Here is a 15,722-nt window from a genome sequence, read left to right as displayed (position 1 = left end):
CCCTGGACGCCGACGGCGGCATCGTCGGCATCACCGCCAGCGCGTTCAGCGCGCTGTCGATCGAGCCGGCGCTGGTGCTGTTCTGCCCCAACTACGCCTCCGACACCTACCCGATCCTGCGGGACAGCAAGCGTTTTGCGATTCACCTGCTGTCCGCCGACCAGACCGCCGAAGCCTACGCCTTCGCCGGCAAGGGCAAGGACAAGGCCAAAGGTGTCGAGTGGCACTTGAGCGAGCTGGGTAATCCCCTGCTGGCCAACGCCACGGCGATCATCGAGTGCGAACTGTGGCGCGAGTACGACGGCGGTGACCACGCGATCATCGTCGGCGCGGTGCAGAACCTGGTGCTGCCGGCCGAACCGGTGACCCCGATGGTCTACCACAAAGGCAAACTGGGCGCCCTGCCGCCACTTGGCTGACAGACCTCACTGGCCCCTTCGCGGGTGAACCCGCTCCCACAGGGACCGCACAGATGCCGAAACCTGTGCAATACCTGTGGGGGCGGGTTTACCCGCGAAGAATCCAACACCGATCTTCCTGCTTTGCAGGGGTCGCGCTAATCGTCTCACCCTCGGTTGCGGCCCCTTTTTATTCCGGAGTACTGCCCATGAGCAACGAGAAGTACGAAAAAGGCCTGCAGATCCGCACCCAGGTGCTGGGCGAGGACTACGTCAACCGGTCGATCCAGAACGCTGACGACTTCACCAAACCGTTGCAGGAACTGGTCACCGAATACTGCTGGGGCCACGTCTGGGGCCGCGAAGGCTTGTCGCTCAAAGAGCGCAGCATGATAAACTTGGCCATGATTTCCGCGCTCAACCGGCCCCACGAGCTCAAGCTGCACATTCGCGGCGCCTTGCGTAATGGCCTGAGCCGTGAACAGATTCGCGAGATCCTGCTCCAGGTCGGCATTTATTGCGGCGTGCCCGCGGCGGTGGACAGTTTCCGCCTGGCCCGCGAAGCGTTCGCTGAAGCCGATGCGGAGTCAACCCGTTAACACCGGGCTGTTCGAACCCACGCAAGGAGCACCCCAGGTTCGTGGTGCTGTTGCGGTTGCGGCCGGGCAGCCTCTTTAAGAGCGCACTTGATGAAACGCCAGCCACTCGACGACAGCTTCAAGGTCAACCGCAACCCCGTTACCCTGCGCGAAATCGTGCTCGACAAGCTGCGCGCCGCGATCATGAACTTCCACTTGCTGCCAGGCGACCGCCTGGTCGAGCGCGACCTCTGCGACCGCCTCGGCGTCAGCCGTACTTCGGTGCGGGAGGCCCTGCGTCACCTGGAGTCCGAAGGCCTGGTGGAGTTCGCCGATGCCAAGGGCCCGCGCGTGGCCATCATCACCTTGGAAGACGCCCGCGATATCTACGAGCTGCGCTGCGTGCTCGAAGGCCTGATCGTGCAGTTGTTCACCCTCAACGCCAAGGCCAAGGACATCCGTGCCCTGGAGCGCGCGCTGGAGGTCAACCGCGAAGCGCTGGAGGAAGGCGAGCTGCAACAGGTGCTGGATTCGGTGCAGGGTTTCTACGATGTGCTGCTGGAAGGCTCCGGCAACCAGGTGGCGGCGCAGCAGCTGCGCCAGTTGCAGGCGCGCATCAGCTACCTGCGGGCCACGTCGGTATCGCAGGAAAACCGCCGCGGCGCCAGCAACCGCGAAATGGAAAAGATCGTCGAGGCGATCAAGGGTGGCGACCCGCTGGTGGCCCACCAGGCCTCGGTCGACCACGTCCGCGCCGCCGCCAAGGTGGCCCTGGACTACCTGCGCCAGAAACAGGACGACAACGCCAAGGTGCGCGACATGGTCGAGCCCCTGGCCCTCAAGGAACCCCGCATAGAACCCCGTATAGGTCGCTGATCATGCCCAACGCCCCGCGCTACTGCCCGCACTGCACCACAGAACTGGCCCGGGGCGTTCCCACAGGCGACACCCACGAACGCCTGCTCTGCAACGGCTGCGGCTACGTCCACTACATCAACCCGAAAATGATCGCCGGCTGCATCATCGAGCGCGATGGCAAGTACCTGCTGTGCCAGCGCGCGATCCCGCCGCGCCCCGGCACCTGGACCTTGCCGGCAGGGTTCATGGAAGCCGGCGAAACCACCGAACAGGCAGCGCTGCGCGAAGTCTGGGAAGAAACCGGGGTACGCGCCGAAATCGTCTCGCCGTATTCGATCTTCAGCGTGCCGAAGATCAGCGAGGTGTACATCATCTTCCGCGCCATCGCTACCGAAGAGACCGGCCAGTACGGGCCGGAGACGCTGGCGTACAAGTTCTTCGAGGCCGACGAAATTCCGTGGGAGGAGATCTACTACCCGGCCATCCGGCAGATTCTCGAGCGCTACATCCTTGAGCGACAAGCCGGTGTATACGGGATCTACATGGGCAACGACGACACCGGCAAAGTGCACTTCATTCGCTGAGCATGGAACGCTCAGGTCCGCCGCCCGGCCAGCAACCGCGCCACGCTCTGCGCCAGCTCTGCCCGCCGGTAGGGCTTGCGCAACACCTCGAACCCCTTCAGCTCACGCGGCGTCAGGTTGGCATACCCGGTGATGATCAGCACGGGCAAGTCTGCCTGGCGCTCGCGCATCTGCTGGGCAAATCGCACACCGGTCATCTCGGCCATGACATGGTCGGTGACCAGTACGTCCGGCATCCAGCCCTGCTCTACCAGCCGCAATGCCTGCGCCGCGCTGGCAGCTTCGGTCACCTCATAACCCAGGTCACGCAACTGCAGCGCGGTGGCATGGCGCACGATGTTTTCATCGTCCACCAGCAATATCCGGCTCGGCCGCTCGGCCAGCGGCACCTCCTGGGCATCGGCAGCACGGCACGCCGCCACTTCATCGCTGGCCGGCAGCCACAGAGTGGCCTGGGTGCCCTGGCCGGGTGTCGAGCGGATGTCAAAGCCGCCACCCGACTGCAACGCCAGGCCCTGCACCATCGGCAGACCAAGGCCGGTGCCTTTGCCCACGCCCTTGGTCGAGAAGAACGGCTCGATGCAGCGGCGCAACTGCTCCTGGTCCATGCCGCAGCCGTCATCACTCACCTGGATCCACACCAGGCGCCCAGCCGCCACGCCTGCGGGACGCGGTGGCCCCTGGGCCTCCAGGCCCGCGACGATACGCAGGCCGCCACCTTCGCCCAAGGCATCACGACCATTGACGACCAAATTGAGCAACGCCAGCTCCAACTGATGCGGGTCGACAATCACCGCCGGCAATGCCGGGTCGATCTGCAGCTGCACGGCGATGGTCGGCCCCAGCGAACGGGCCATCAGCTCGCGCATGTCCTCCACCAGTGCCGACAATGCCACCGCCTGGGGCTTGAGGGTTTGCCGGCGGGCAAAGCTCAGCAGGCGCCCGACCAGGTTGCGCGCGCGCTCGGCCGCCTGCAGGCCACCGTCGATCAAGCGCGGTGCGCGCTCTGAATGCGGGTGCCGGCGCAACAGCTCGAACGAGCCGATGATCGGGGTGAGCATATTATTGAGGTCGTGGGCGATACCCCCGGTGAGTTGCCCGATCATTTCCATCTTGTGCGCTTCGTGCAGCTGCAGCATGACCGCCTCGCGCTGGGCCAGCGCAGTCGCCACTCGTTCTTCAAGGCTTTCATTGAGCAAGTGCAAGGCCCGCTCGGCACGCGCGTGGGTGATGGCTGCCCAGACCTGCTTGGCGGTTTCCTCGACCAGTTGGCAATCGTCTTCGAAACACTGGCGCGGGCTATGGAAATACAAGCCCAGCATCGCCTCCAGGCGCCCTGCCCTGAGAATGGGTACGTGCAGGCTCAAGTGCAGGCCCGGTAATCGGGCGGGCGAGTCTTCATAGGCTTGCTGCACCGTCTGCCCTGCAGTCAACTGGGCGTGCAACGAAGCACCGAAGTCCTGGTATCGATGCTGGCCAACAAGCGATGGCACGCCATCGGCCCAGTCCTGGCTCACCTTGAAGCAGACCCCATCGCCCTGGTCCTCGCCAAAGCACACCCGCGCCGCGCCCAGCTCCTTGGCCAGGCGTTGCACGGCACAGGCCTCGATGCGCTCGGCCGAGCCCAACCCTGGCAAGGTCCGGCCCAGCTGCAGCAGAAACGCCTGGCGCTGCTGGAAACGCACGCGCTCGGTGGTGTCGGTGACCAGGCACAACACGCCGCCGACACTGCCATCGGCCTCCCTCACGGCCGAATAGGAAACATCGAAGTAGACCGTTTCACCAAGCCCACGCCGCTCGATATAGAACGGGCGATCCTTGGCTGCGAACGTCTGGCCGGTCTCCCGCACGCCGCGCAGCAACGGCTCCAGGTCGTCCCACAGTTCACGCCAATGCTCCTGCGCCGGTCGGCCAAGCGCCTGCGGGTGCTTGGTGCCGATGGTGGGGGCGTAGGCATCGTTGTACAACGCCACATAGGCGGCGCCCCAGAACAGCACGAATTGCGCCTGGGCCGGCAGCAGCGTGGTCATCACGGCCTGCAGGTGCGGCGACCAGGTTTCTGGTGGGCCCAGCGGTGATTCGGTCCAGTCCATCGTCTGCAGAAGGCTGCCGATGGCACCGCCGTTCAGCAGAAAGCCGAGCGCCGGGTTCACAGGGGTTGTCGATTGCTGAAGCGATCTCATGTCTGGGTAGTCCCGGGCATATTGCCATCCATCTCTGGATAGGAGAGCTGCAATCAACAGTTCGTTCCGCGGTTTTTCTGGGCAAGATCAACAGCACCATTTAGCTGGCATGGGTGCGGACCATAAGGCAGGCCAGCGACAGCCCGAGCGCACTCATCCCATTTGCCCAGCGATCAGCCCCAGGGCCACGCTGATCATCGCCACCCCCGACACCCGCCCGACCAGCTTCGCCGCCCCAGGCCGCGTGCTCAGCAAGGCTTTGGCGCCGTAACCGACCAGCGAATAGATCACCAGCGAGCTGCACAGATGCACCAGCCCCAGCAGCAATATCTGCAATGGCACCGGCCAGCTCGAATGCGGGTCGGTGAACTGCGGCAACAAAGCCAGGAACAGCAGGAACACTTTCGGGTTCAGGCCACTGACGCAGAACCCTTTCAACGCCCAGCGCGAGCCAGACTCCCCCGCCCCGGCCCGCCCGGCTTCGGGCAAGGCCGGGCTCAGCAGCAGGTTGCCGCCCAGCCACAGCAGGTAAGCGCACCCGGCCAGCGTCAGCAGGGTCAGCGCCAGCGGGTGGCCGGCCAGTAAACTCCCCACCCCGGCAGCGACCACCAAAGTGGCGAGGAAATGCCCCGACAACATGCCCGCCACCGCAGGCATCACCCAGCGCCCGCGCATGCCCGCCGAAATGGCGTAGGCCCAGTCCGCACCCGGGGTAATCACGAACAGCATCGACACAGCCCAGAACGCCGTCAGAACACTGATAGCCACTTGTATCTTCCTTTTCCACTGCTTGGGGATATCGAAAGATTACGGATTCCACTGGAGGATTATCTTTCGTATATTTCCCCCGAGCGCCTAATGACTGGAAGAATCTTCTCAATGGACCGGACTGATCGAAAAATCCTTGCCGAGCTGCAAAAAGACGGTCGGCTCTCGGTGACGGAGCTGGCCGACCGCGTGGGGCTCAGCCTGTCGCCGTGCCATCGGCGCCTCCGGGCGCTGGAAGACTCGGGCGCGATTCTGGGCTATCACGCCCGCCTCGCGCCCAGCGCGCTGGGGCTGAATTTTGCCGCCCTGGTGTTCGTGACCCTGCGCGAGGTGACCCGCCAGCCGGTAGCGGACTTTGAAGCGGCACTGGCCGAGATCCCACAGATTGTCGAAGCGCAGCGGCTGTTTGGCGACCCGGACTACCTGTTGCATGTGGTGGCCAGGGATTTGCCCGCCTTCCAGAAGCTGTATGACGAACACCTGACCAGCATTCCCAATGTGAAGCGCTTGAGCTCGACCCTGGTAATGAAAGAGGTCATCCAGGATCGGTTATTACCTATGTAGGCGTCCGCCACCAGGCGGCTACAACTGATACATCGACTGCCCCATAAACGCACACATGCACCACGCCGGATCATCCGTTCCGGCTTGCCATCCGCCTGATCCCTCTATTTCAGGCCCTCGCGCCAAATGGCACCCTCCTTGCTACCGTCACCCGCTTAAGCTTTTGTCAGCCTTAGGTTTTTTAACGTTTGTGGGCACATATTTACTAATTTCCCGTTATCCCGGCGCCCCGCATCATCGCTCCAACAAGAACGCGTCGCCCTTCGCCGGCACGCCCCCGGGCAGTTCCCGATGCCCTACCTTGCCTTGGAGTCAGTCATGACCAGTGCAGCCAATACGGCACCCCTGATAGAAAAACACACGATCGGCTACGTGCCCCCGCAAGACCGCCATGGAAAGGTAAGGGATCTGTTCACACTGTGGTTCGGCGGCAATATCGCGCCGCTGCCCATCGTCACCGGCGCGCTGGGCGTGCAGCTGTTTCACCTGAACCTGGTGTGGGGCGTTGTCGCCATCCTGGTCGGCCACCTGGTCGGCGGCGTGCTGATGGCGCTGCATTCGGCCCAGGGCCCGCAAATGGGCATCCCGCAGATGATCCAGAGCCGCGCCCAGTTCGGCACCCTCGGCGCGCTGCTGGTGGTGGTGATCGCCGGGGTGATGTACATCGGCTTCTTCGCCTCCAATATCGTGCTGGCCGGCAAATCGCTGCATGGCGTGGTCGACGCCGTGCCGGTGTCGGTGGGCATCGTCATCGGCGCGCTGGGCTCGGGCATCATCGGCATCATCGGCTATCGCTTCATCCACGTGCTCAACCGCATTGGCACCTGGGTGTTGGGTATCGGTATCGTGGTCGGCTTCGGCTACATCTTCACCCACGTGCAAAGCGACGATTTCCTGACCCGCGGCGGCTTCAACCTGGCCGGCTGGCTGGCCACCGTGTCGCTGGCGGCGCTGTGGCAGATCGCTTTTGCGCCCTATGTATCGGACTACTCGCGCTACCTGCCGGCAGATGTAAAAGTCAGCTCTACCTTCTGGACCACCTACCTCGGCTCGGCCCTGGGCTCGAGCCTGTCGTTCATCTTTGGCGCCGTGGCGGTGCTGGCGATTCCGGCCGGCATGGACACCATGGACGCGGTCAAGCTGGCCACCGGCACCCTGGGCCCGGTCATGCTGGTGCTGTTCCTGCTCAGCGTGATCAGCCACAACGCCCTCAACCTGTATGGTGCGGTGCTGTCGCTGATCACCCTGGTGCAAACCTTCGCCTACCGCTGGATCCCCACCGCCAAGAGCCGAGCGGTATTGTCGCTGATCGTGCTGTCGGCCTGCTGCGTGGTGGCGGTGTTCGCCTCGGCAGACTTCATCGGCCACTTCGTCGACATGGTGCTGGTGCTGCTGGTAGTGCTTGTGCCGTGGACTGCGATCAACCTGATCGACTTCTATGTCATTCACAAGGGTGACTACGACATCCAGTCGATCTTCCAGGTCGATGGCGGCATTTACGGACGTTACAACCCGCAGGCGCTGATCGCGTATGCGATCGGCATCGTGGTGCAGATCCCGTTCATGAACACGCCGCTGTACGTCGGGCCGATCTCCGAGCATATCAACGGGGCCGATCTGTCCTGGCTGGTGGGGTTGGCAATCACCTCGCCCCTGTACTGGTGGCTGGCCAGCCGTGACAGTGCCTACCGTCGTCGGCAGACGAGTGCCAAGCTTGCCATGGGGCACTGATTCAGCCTGATCCGGCCTCTCAGCGGGTAACCCTACACGGGTCTCAACCTCGGTAATACCTGAGTGGGAGCGGGTTCACCCGCGAAGAGGCCAGATCAGACAACCCACAACGCCCCTCCCCGCACAAAGCCGCCAGACACCACGCGGCGCAGCAAGGCAACAGCCAATGTCGCGATCAGACAAGCACACGTCGCCCGCAACCGGCTGCCAATCCCTGTATACAAAAATAATACACACATCGACCAGCCCCGCGCCGTGGGCTGGCTGGTGTGGTACCTGCGAGTAAGCAGCCTCGCTTCACAATTCCAACGCTGTGGCGCCTTTTTGCACCGGGCAGTTCGTCCGGGCTCATAACGATAAAACTTCCAGTATTAAAGACCCGCGCCGCGCCAGCCGGGAGTGCTTGCGCGCGTCACATTGTGAAGACTTGACTGCCATGATCGCGACTTCAATCCCCGTAGCCGGTGCTGCCACCGGCCACCGTAACGCCCTGTGCGTTGCTCATATCGCCGCTGTGTTGTTCGGCCTGACCGGTATCTTCGGTCACCTGATCGAAGCCGACGCCAGCATCATCACCTTTGGCCGCGCCACCTTCGCCTTCATCGCCCTGGGCTTCGTTGCCGGGCTGAAAGGCACCCGCCTGCTCGATGCAATCACCTTGCGCAACCTGCCCGTGCTGGGCCTGACTGGCGCCCTGCTGGCCACCCACTGGGTGACCTTCTTCATCGCCGTGAAAGTGGGCGGCGTGGCTGTGGCCACACTGGGCTTCGCCAGCTTCCCGGCGTTTATCGCCATGATCGAGCGCAGCGTGTTCGGCCAGCGGATCGGTGCCGTGCAAGGTCTGCTGTTGCTGATGGTCACTGCCGGCCTGGTGATGGTGGTGCCATCGTTCGACCTGCTCGACAGCGGCACCATCGGCCTGCTCTGGGGCCTGGGCTCGGGCCTGGCCTTCGCTCTGCTGACCGTGGCCAACCGCCGCAATGCCTCGAACATGAACGCCATGCAGGTGGCGTTCTGGCAGAACGTGGTGGTGGCTGCGCTGGTGGCCCCGTTTGCCTTCACTCATCTGGGCAATACCAGCCTGGGCGGCAGTGACTGGGTCAACCTGGCGCTGCTGGGGGTATTTTGCACCGGGCTTTCGCAGTTCCTGTTCGTCAAGAGCCTGGAGGGCCTGGAAGCACGCACTGCGGGGATGATCATCGCGCTGGAGCCGGTGTACGCGATTCTGGGTGCGTGGTGGTTGTTCGGCGACCAGCCGACCCTGCGCATGGCGGCGGGGGCTGCCTTGATCGTGCTGGCGACTATCCTGGCAGCAGCGCGCAAGGCCCCGGCTGAGCAAGGGGATACCAGCCGCTGCGCGCACTGAAGTGAAGCGGCTGCTCGATCGACAGGAATAATACTATCGAGGGGAGCGGCCGCTTTATTAGTGGTCTAGAACCAAGAGCCATACGCTGGCGGGGCATCCTGCGCAAAGGCGCGCGCCCCTTCATGCGCGGCAATTACAGCATTGACCTCACTCACGCAATTCAACTTCGAAATTCACAGCAAGCACGCTCAGCAGGTTGGTAAGCTGGCATTCATGTCAGGTCCAATTACCTCATTTCCCCCCTGGCATCAGACTTTGGTCAAACACAAATGCCCGCGCCCCACGGCCAGGAGGAATCGTCATGAAGATCGCCAGTTTCGATGTCGACGCGCAAAACGGCTTCACCGCCAACGCCCCGCACGAGCTGCCCGTCCCCGAAGGCGACGAAATCGCGGCTGATCTGAATGCCATGGCCCTGCGCGCCGACCTGCGCCTGGGAAGCAAGGACGCCCACCCTGCCAACGCCGCGTGGGTGGTGGCCGAGCCCGCGAGCATGCTGCAACCCTTGCAGTTGGCCAACGCCGACCTGACCTGGGTCAGCCACTGCGTGCCTGGCACGCCAGGCTTCGAACTGCTGCCCGGCCTGCCCGCGCCGATCGATTACGACTATTTCGTGTGGAAAGGGGTCGAACCCGACCTGCACCCCTACGGCGCCTGCTACCACGACCTGGCCGAACGCCGCTCCACCGGGGTAATCGAATTTCTGAAGGTGCAGCAGGTAGCCGCAGTGATCGTCGGCGGCCTGGCCCTGGACTACTGCGTCAAGACCACCGCCCGCCAACTGCGCCAGGCCGGGTTTCAGGTGCTGCTGTACCTGCCGGCCTGCCGCGCCCTCACCCAGGCAGGCGCCATCGAGGCCTGTGGCGCGCTGGCCGCCGAGGGCGTGATCCTCTGCGGCGATGAAGCCGCGCTCGACCACCAGCTTGGCCTGGTCAAACAAGACCGTTGATGAGCGAAAGCGTTCTCGTAATCGTTGCCTTGGCCATGGCCGGTTGCAACCGAGGCTTTAGCCCGCTGGTCAGCCCTTCGGAACAGGTCTGCCTGGCTCAATCTCCATCGCTATACCAGCTATGGAGGTGAAGGTGATGATTGATCCAACTACAGGTATGAAGGCAGGTCAGCGCTACTCGGTGGAGAATGTTGAACGTGCACACCAGTTCACTGGCTTCTTTCTCGATGGAAAATACTATCTTGGCCCCGAGTTGCTGACAGCCGTAGGCTGGGTGGAGGGCAAACGCTTCATTTACGACAACCTGGACGCTGCGGGTGAACCGGTCTTTCCTGACCGCGTGGCCGGAGAGGTAGAAGACCTGACACTGACCTTGGTGGATGGCACAGCATTGAAGCTTTCCAGGATGGAAGTCAGCGCCATGCCTGAAGACGTCGAGGCAGCTGATCGGGTGCAGGCCGACGCTGCGCAGGACCACGAGCTGAGCGACGTGAAACCTGGCGAAAAAAGTCTCGCGCCAACTGTTACGCAGCCATGGCTCGCAGACGGCGGTCTGCCCCGTAAGGACAAAATACCGTTATTAGTGAGTGCCGCAGTCATCGGTTTCGTTACCGGGTTGATCATCACCCATGCGCAGCGCCGGCGCCGCTGAAGCGCTACACGGTCAGTGCCGGCAACTGGCTGGACAAGAGCCCAGCGGCTGTTGCATTCAACATCGCGGGGCTTAGCTTGTCTCTGACTACCCATTTCAAGGCCACGATTTCATTGCAAGCCATGGGTTTTTGATCATCATCGAAATGTGTGGTGAAAACGTGGTGGACTGTACACCCCACCTTCACCGTGCACAGCGCAAACAAACCGTGGCCTTCAATGGACGTCTCCTCCCGAAGCTCCCGTGCTGCGGCCGCGACAGGCGACTCGCCCTGCTCGATTGCGCCGCCCGGGAAATTCCACTTTCCACTTTTTTTCCGAACCAGCAGGACTTTGCCGCTTCGAAGGCAAATTATCGTCGCCCTGGCCTTGATCTTGGCTTTTCGCGCTTTATTGTCCCGCATGCACACACTCAGCTCGTCATTGGGTTCATATCCGTCTCGTTGTAGCGAAGAGAGACTTATTCCCTGAAGACTCACCTTTATGACGACTCGTTCAACCTGATAGACACAGCTGCTAACCAACAAGCCATTACCCTTTACTTGAGCCGCGGTTGGCTGGGCTGGACGTCGCTGACGTTTTGCAGATGTTGCTTTCACTCAATTTTCACTACTTCGAGGGCAGACTTGGTCCATCCCTACGTGATAGACCTTGCCCGACTAGCAGCGGGCTTTCTTTTGCCCGCAAATCGTATACTGCAGATGGCGCCCGGCTTTATAGCGAGGTCAGGCTTTCCCGAACGAGGCCACTACCCGCCCGCCTGTTCCAAGCTCACGCCAGCTGGATGTACACCGAGTAACACCCCAGCAGCATCCAGAATACGAGAAAGATCCAAGGCGTTCGAAGTGAGAACAGCAGCGATTTCCGATGCCCTGCCTGTGACGTTTCGGCTTCGCAGAACAGCGGCGACTCATCATAAGCCAGCCCCATGAGCGGCTCGCTGCGCAGCAGGTGGCTCTGTTTCAACTGCCAGTGGTCGATGATGCGATAGGCCGCACGTATTCCCGGCCAGGCATTGAGAGAGCTGAGAACGCCCAATAACGCGAGAAACGCGGGCACGATCAGGGTGAACATCTCTCCCCATGACTGATTCAGATTGCCCATGGAAGATACGAACGCAATGACCAGGAAGGACTGGGCGGCCAGATACGCATCAGTGCGGTTGGCCAGGATGCTGGTCTCGTACTGAATCTCTCTGCGGTAGAAATCCAGTCGCTCCTTGGGCGAACCGAACATCCTGGCATTGTGTTCCGTCACCTCATGCTCAGGGGTTTGCGGTGTAATGATTCGGGGCACTGCGCTACTCCTGAATGCATCTACGTGTATGCAGTAGAGCAACCCCCGGTTTGAAAATTCATTGCGGTTAAACCTGTGCCTGCAGGCGGACCTTGCAGTCAACCCACCTCTCGCTGCATGCCCACACACAACTCCAGAAACCGCGCAGCAGCCCGGGAAGGCGTGGCCGCATGCGGCATCAATATGGAAAACCGCCTGACCAGCGCCTGCGGCGCAACCTGCAACCGGCGCAACGCCCCATCCTCATGCCGTATCGACATCGCTGATACAAAGCCGATCCCCATCCCGGCCCGCACCGCCTCCTTCACGCCCTCCACACCGGCAATCTCCAGCGCTACACGCATCGCCACGCCGTCGCGGGCAAACGCCCGCTCGACGATCTGCCGCACACCTGATCCGCTCTCGCGCAGCACTAACGGATAAGCACCCAGCGACACCAGCGTTTGCTGGTCACTTTCTGCCAGTGGATGCCCACGCGGCACGATTGCCACGATCTCGTCCTGGCGCCATGCCGTCACCTCCGTTCCCAACGGCAGCTCTTGCCCGGGGGGCCCTTCGATCAGGGCGATATCGACAGTGTCCAGCGCAGCCACGATCTCTGCAGTGTTGCCGTGTGATGTAGTCACCAGCACATCCGGGTAGCGGGCGTGAAAATCGGCGATCAGGTACGGCAGCAGGTAGCTGGCCGGTGTGGTGCTGGCACCGATGCGCAGCGTCCCGCGCTCCAACCCGCGCATGGCCTCGCGCAGCGCCTGGGCCTGGCGAAAGGTTTCGCGCAGGCGCTGGGCATGCGCCAGCAACTGCTCGCCAGCCGCCGTCAACCGCACGCCGCGGCCGGCACGCTGGTAAAGGGGCTCGCCAAAGGCCTCCTGCAGCAGTTTGAGCTGGCCGGACACCGCCGGCTGCGACAGGTGCAGGGCCTGCGCGGCATGGCTGATGTTGCCGTGCTCGGCAACAGTGGCAAATGTTATCAGCTGTTCTGGGGTCATGAATTGAAAATATCAGCTATGCGGATATTTGCCATTCTAAATTACGATTTTTTATAAGCTTATAACCAGATTAACGTAGGGCTTGTCGAAACACCTTCCCGGAGGACTCACATGGCCACGGTTCCGTCCAACCCTGCTTTTGCACCTACCCTCTCTACCCGAGGGCGGCTCAATGGCATCCTTTTCGTCGCGCTGTTCGCGTTTGCAGTCACCGAGCTGGCCGCCATCCCGGCCATCGCCAACCTGGGCATCAGTCCGCTCATCGTCGGCATCGTGGCAGGGGCGCTGTACAGCAATGCCCTGCGCGATGGCGTGCCGGCAAGCTGGGCGGCGGGCATCAACTTTTCCGCCCGCGGCCTGCTGCGCATTGCCGTGGCGTTCTTTGGGCTGCGGGTTAGCTTGCAGGAAATTGCCGAAGTCGGCTGGTCGGGGCTGTTGGTGTCGCTGCTGGTGGTGGGCAGCACCCTGCTGATCGGCCTTTGGTGCGGCATGAAGCTGTTCAAGCTGGACCGCGATACCGCCTTGCTGACCGCTGCCGGCAGTGCCATCTGTGGTGCCGCAGCCGTGCTGGCCTTTGAGTCGGCGCTGCGCAGCGCCCCGCATAAAAGCGCCATGGCGGTGGGTAGCGTGGTGCTGTTCGGTACCTTGTCGATGTTCCTTTACCCACTGGCGATCAACGCTGGCTGGCTGCACCTGGACACCATGGGTGCCGGGCTGCTGCTGGGCGGGACCATTCACGAGGTGGCACAGGTGGTGGGCGCGGCCAGCAACGTCAGCCCCGAGGCCACGCATATCGCCACCATCGTCAAGATGACCCGGGTAATGCTGCTGGTACCGGTGTTGCTGGTGGTGGGCCTGTGGATCAGCCGCTCGCGGCAGGCGGGCCAGGCGCAAGGCAACGGGCGCATCGCCATGCCCTGGTTCGCCTTCGGCTTCCTGGCGCTGGTGCTGGTGAATTCGCTGCAGGTGCTGCCGGGCAGCGTGACCCAGGCGGTGAACAGCCTGGACACCTTTGCCCTGACCATGGCCATGACCGCGCTGGGTATGGAGACGCGCTTCAGCCAGATCCGCCAGGCTGGGCCACGGGCGCTGGCTACCGGGGCGATCCTGAACCTGTGGCTGATGGGTGGGGGATTGGCGATTACCCTGGGGGTGCAGAAACTGCTGGGCTGACTGGAGACCGGGTCGCCTGCTTCGCAAGTAGACCCGCGAAGCAGGCGACTCGGCTTCAAGGTTTTTCACAGCCCCCCTCGTTGCCGTCCACATTTCTAGGTATGGTGGTGTCAAAGAAGGATGTTTTACCCGCACAGGAAAGACTTAGATGCCTCAACGCCATGTCATCAATGCATCCGTCAGCCCCAAAGGCAGCCTGGAGACGCTGTCACAACGTGAAGTGCAGCAACTGAGTGAAGTCGGTACCGGTAGCCTTTACACCCTGTTCCGCCAGTGCGCCCTGGCCATCCTCAACACCGGCGCCCATGTCGACAATGCCAAGACCATCCTCGAGGCCTATAAGGACTTCGAGGTGCGCATCCACCAACAGGACCGCGGCGTACGCCTGGAGCTGCTGAATGCCCCGGCCGACGCCTTCGTCGATGGCGAAATGATCGCCAGCACCCGTGAAATGCTGTTCAGCGCCCTGCGCGACATCGTCTATACCGAAAGCGAGCTGGCCAGCCAGCGCATCGACCTGGAAAGCTCCCAGGGCATCACCGATTACGTCTTCCACCTGCTGCGCAATGCCCGTACTCTGCGCCCGGGCGTGGAGCCGAAGATGGTGGTGTGCTGGGGCGGCCACTCGATCAGCACCGAGGAATACCAGTACACCAAGAAGGTCGGCCACGAGCTGGGCCTGCGCAAACTGGACGTGTGTACCGGCTGCGGCCCTGGCGTGATGAAGGGGCCGATGAAGGGCGCTACCATCGCCCACGCCAAGCAGCGGATGCACGGCAGCCGCTACCTGGGGCTGACCGAGCCGGGCATCATCGCGGCCGAGGCGCCCAACCCGATCGTCAATGAACTGGTGATCCTGCCGGACATCGAGAAGCGCCTGGAGGCCTTCGTGCGTGTCGGCCATGGCATCATCATCTTCCCCGGTGGCGCCGGTACGGCCGAGGAGTTCCTGTACCTGCTGGGCATCCTCATGCACCCGGACAACCGCGACCTGCCGTTCCCGGTGGTGCTCACCGGCCCGCGCAGCGCCGAGCCGTATCTGCAGCAGTTGCACGCGTTTGTCGGCGCCACCCTGGGCGAAGCGGCGCACCGCCTGTACGAAATCATCATCGACGACCCGGCGGAAGTTGCCCGGCAGATGGTCGAAGGCCTGAAAGCGGTGAAGCAGTTCCGCCGCGAGCGCAACGATGCCTTCCACTTCAACTGGCTGATGAAGATCGAGGAGAGCTTCCAACGCCCGTTCGACCCCACCCACCAGGCCATGGCCGACCTGCAGCTACGTCGCGAGCTGCCGCCCCATGAACTGGCCGCCAACCTGCGCCGGGCGTTCTCCGGGATTGTGGCAGGCAACGTCAAGGACAAGGGCATCCGCCTGATCGAAGAGCACGGGCCATATCAGATCCGTGGCGACAGCGCCGTACTGGATCCTCTGGGCCGGCTGTTGCAGGCCTTCGTCGACCAGCACCGGATGAAGCTGCCTGGCGGCGCAGCGTATGTGCCGTGCTATCAGGTAGTCACCTGAAACCAACTCCCCCTGCCGTTGATCTTGATCTTGATCTTGATCTTGATCTTGATCTTGATCTTCGCGACTTCAGGAGGCCGAACGCAGGCCTTGCGGAGGGAGGTGACGGGCA

General features: G+C 62.6%; 15 protein-coding genes and 1 pseudogene. 11 read left to right on the top strand and 5 right to left on the bottom strand.

What is annotated here, in order from left to right:
* From HP547_RS00845 to HP547_RS00830, 4 genes are all read left to right on the top strand, one after another.
* Window positions 1–419 (top strand): flavin reductase family protein (locus HP547_RS00845; RefSeq protein WP_172285273.1); only part of this gene is annotated, 419 nt, incomplete at its 5' end.
* A 188-nt stretch (window positions 420–607) separates the two neighbouring features.
* The gene (locus HP547_RS00840) at window positions 608–997 is read left to right on the top strand and encodes a carboxymuconolactone decarboxylase family protein (protein WP_008100863.1); all 390 of its coding nucleotides are present in this window, start codon (window positions 608–610) and stop codon (window positions 995–997) included.
* Between the two features lie 90 nt (window positions 998–1,087).
* Window positions 1,088–1,852 carry a GntR family transcriptional regulator gene (locus HP547_RS00835; RefSeq protein ID WP_172226350.1) on the top strand — a complete coding sequence of 255 codons (765 nt, stop codon included), beginning with the start codon at window positions 1,088–1,090 and terminating at the stop codon, window positions 1,850–1,852.
* A gap of 2 nt (window positions 1,853–1,854) precedes the next feature.
* The gene (locus HP547_RS00830; RefSeq protein ID WP_172285272.1) at window positions 1,855–2,418 is read left to right on the top strand and encodes an NUDIX hydrolase; all 564 of its coding nucleotides are present in this window, start codon (window positions 1,855–1,857) and stop codon (window positions 2,416–2,418) included.
* An 11-nt stretch (window positions 2,419–2,429) separates the two neighbouring features.
* Here the strand turns inward: HP547_RS00830 and HP547_RS00825 are convergent, their stop codons facing one another.
* Entirely contained in the window at window positions 2,430–4,601 is a 2,172-nt protein-coding gene (locus HP547_RS00825) for a response regulator (protein ID WP_172285271.1), read from the bottom strand.
* A 153-nt stretch (window positions 4,602–4,754) separates the two neighbouring features.
* Entirely contained in the window at window positions 4,755–5,369 is a 615-nt protein-coding gene (locus tag HP547_RS00820; protein ID WP_172285270.1) for a LysE family transporter, read from the bottom strand.
* A gap of 111 nt (window positions 5,370–5,480) precedes the next feature.
* On the opposite strand from HP547_RS00820, the gene HP547_RS00815 reads away from it, so the two are divergent.
* The 5 genes and pseudogenes from HP547_RS00815 to HP547_RS00795 form a co-directional block, all read left to right on the top strand.
* The gene (locus HP547_RS00815; RefSeq protein ID WP_172226338.1) at window positions 5,481–5,933 is read left to right on the top strand and encodes an Lrp/AsnC family transcriptional regulator; all 453 of its coding nucleotides are present in this window, start codon (window positions 5,481–5,483) and stop codon (window positions 5,931–5,933) included.
* A 318-nt stretch (window positions 5,934–6,251) separates the two neighbouring features.
* Window positions 6,252–7,664, top strand: a complete 1,413-nt coding sequence (locus HP547_RS00810; protein ID WP_172226335.1) for a cytosine permease — start codon at window positions 6,252–6,254, stop codon at window positions 7,662–7,664.
* 436 nt (window positions 7,665–8,100) lie between these two features.
* On the top strand, window positions 8,101–9,030 hold the full coding sequence (locus tag HP547_RS00805; RefSeq protein ID WP_172285269.1) for a DMT family transporter: 930 nt from the start codon (window positions 8,101–8,103) through the stop codon (window positions 9,028–9,030).
* 301 nt (window positions 9,031–9,331) lie between these two features.
* The gene (locus HP547_RS00800) at window positions 9,332–9,979 is read left to right on the top strand and encodes an isochorismatase family protein (protein ID WP_172226329.1); all 648 of its coding nucleotides are present in this window, start codon (window positions 9,332–9,334) and stop codon (window positions 9,977–9,979) included.
* 136 nt (window positions 9,980–10,115) lie between these two features.
* Window positions 10,116–10,397, top strand: a pseudogene (locus tag HP547_RS00795) (short-chain dehydrogenase); the annotation flags it as partial.
* 238 nt (window positions 10,398–10,635) lie between these two features.
* Here the strand turns inward: HP547_RS00795 and HP547_RS00790 are convergent.
* From HP547_RS00790 to HP547_RS00780, 3 genes are all read right to left on the bottom strand, one after another.
* Window positions 10,636–11,034 carry an NUDIX domain-containing protein gene (locus HP547_RS00790; protein ID WP_172285268.1) on the bottom strand — a complete coding sequence of 133 codons (399 nt, stop codon included), beginning with the start codon at window positions 11,032–11,034 and terminating at the stop codon, window positions 10,636–10,638.
* A 367-nt stretch (window positions 11,035–11,401) separates the two neighbouring features.
* On the bottom strand, window positions 11,402–11,926 hold the full coding sequence (locus HP547_RS00785) for a hypothetical protein (RefSeq protein WP_172226323.1): 525 nt from the start codon (window positions 11,924–11,926) through the stop codon (window positions 11,402–11,404).
* Between the two features lie 98 nt (window positions 11,927–12,024).
* On the bottom strand, window positions 12,025–12,915 hold the full coding sequence (locus HP547_RS00780; protein WP_172226320.1) for a LysR family transcriptional regulator: 891 nt from the start codon (window positions 12,913–12,915) through the stop codon (window positions 12,025–12,027).
* A 111-nt stretch (window positions 12,916–13,026) separates the two neighbouring features.
* Between HP547_RS00780 and HP547_RS00775 the strand changes: the two genes are divergently transcribed.
* Together HP547_RS00775 and ppnN are read left to right on the top strand one after the other, a co-directional pair.
* Window positions 13,027–14,088 carry a YeiH family protein gene (locus HP547_RS00775; protein WP_172285267.1) on the top strand — a complete coding sequence of 354 codons (1,062 nt, stop codon included), beginning with the start codon at window positions 13,027–13,029 and terminating at the stop codon, window positions 14,086–14,088.
* Window positions 14,089–14,236: 148 nt separating this feature from the next.
* Window positions 14,237–15,610: a nucleotide 5'-monophosphate nucleosidase PpnN gene (gene ppnN, locus HP547_RS00770; protein ID WP_172285266.1), complete on the top strand. Its 1,374-nt coding sequence runs from the start codon at window positions 14,237–14,239 to the stop codon at window positions 15,608–15,610.
* Window positions 15,611–15,722: the final 112 nt, after the last annotated feature.

Source organism: Pseudomonas sp. CM27 (assembly GCF_013179515.1).
Taxonomy (GTDB): Bacteria; Pseudomonadota; Gammaproteobacteria; order Pseudomonadales; family Pseudomonadaceae; genus Aquipseudomonas.
Note: the sequence above shows the minus strand (reverse complement) of the source record. Positions and strands in the feature narration are given on the sequence as shown.

Bases quoted from the DNA above. Each gene is read 5' to 3' on its own strand.
- HP547_RS00830 (WP_172285272.1), top strand. From the start codon at position 1,855: ATGCCCAACGCCCCGCGCTACTGCCCGCACTGCACCACAGAACTGGCC.
- HP547_RS00840 (WP_008100863.1), top strand. From the start codon at position 608: ATGAGCAACGAGAAGTACGAAAAAGGCCTGCAGATCCGCACCCAGGTG.
- ppnN (WP_172285266.1), top strand. From the start codon at position 14,237: ATGCCTCAACGCCATGTCATCAATGCATCCGTCAGCCCCAAAGGCAGC.
- HP547_RS00825 (WP_172285271.1), bottom strand. From the start codon at position 4,601: ATGAGATCGCTTCAGCAATCGACAACCCCTGTGAACCCGGCGCTCGGC.
- HP547_RS00805 (WP_172285269.1), top strand. From the start codon at position 8,101: ATGATCGCGACTTCAATCCCCGTAGCCGGTGCTGCCACCGGCCACCGT.
- HP547_RS00835 (WP_172226350.1), top strand. From the start codon at position 1,088: ATGAAACGCCAGCCACTCGACGACAGCTTCAAGGTCAACCGCAACCCC.
- HP547_RS00775 (WP_172285267.1), top strand. From the start codon at position 13,027: ATGGCCACGGTTCCGTCCAACCCTGCTTTTGCACCTACCCTCTCTACC.
- HP547_RS00780 (WP_172226320.1), bottom strand. From the start codon at position 12,915: ATGACCCCAGAACAGCTGATAACATTTGCCACTGTTGCCGAGCACGGC.
- HP547_RS00815 (WP_172226338.1), top strand. From the start codon at position 5,481: ATGGACCGGACTGATCGAAAAATCCTTGCCGAGCTGCAAAAAGACGGT.
- HP547_RS00810 (WP_172226335.1), top strand. From the start codon at position 6,252: ATGACCAGTGCAGCCAATACGGCACCCCTGATAGAAAAACACACGATC.
- HP547_RS00790 (WP_172285268.1), bottom strand. From the start codon at position 11,034: ATGCGGGACAATAAAGCGCGAAAAGCCAAGATCAAGGCCAGGGCGACG.
- HP547_RS00800 (WP_172226329.1), top strand. From the start codon at position 9,332: ATGAAGATCGCCAGTTTCGATGTCGACGCGCAAAACGGCTTCACCGCC.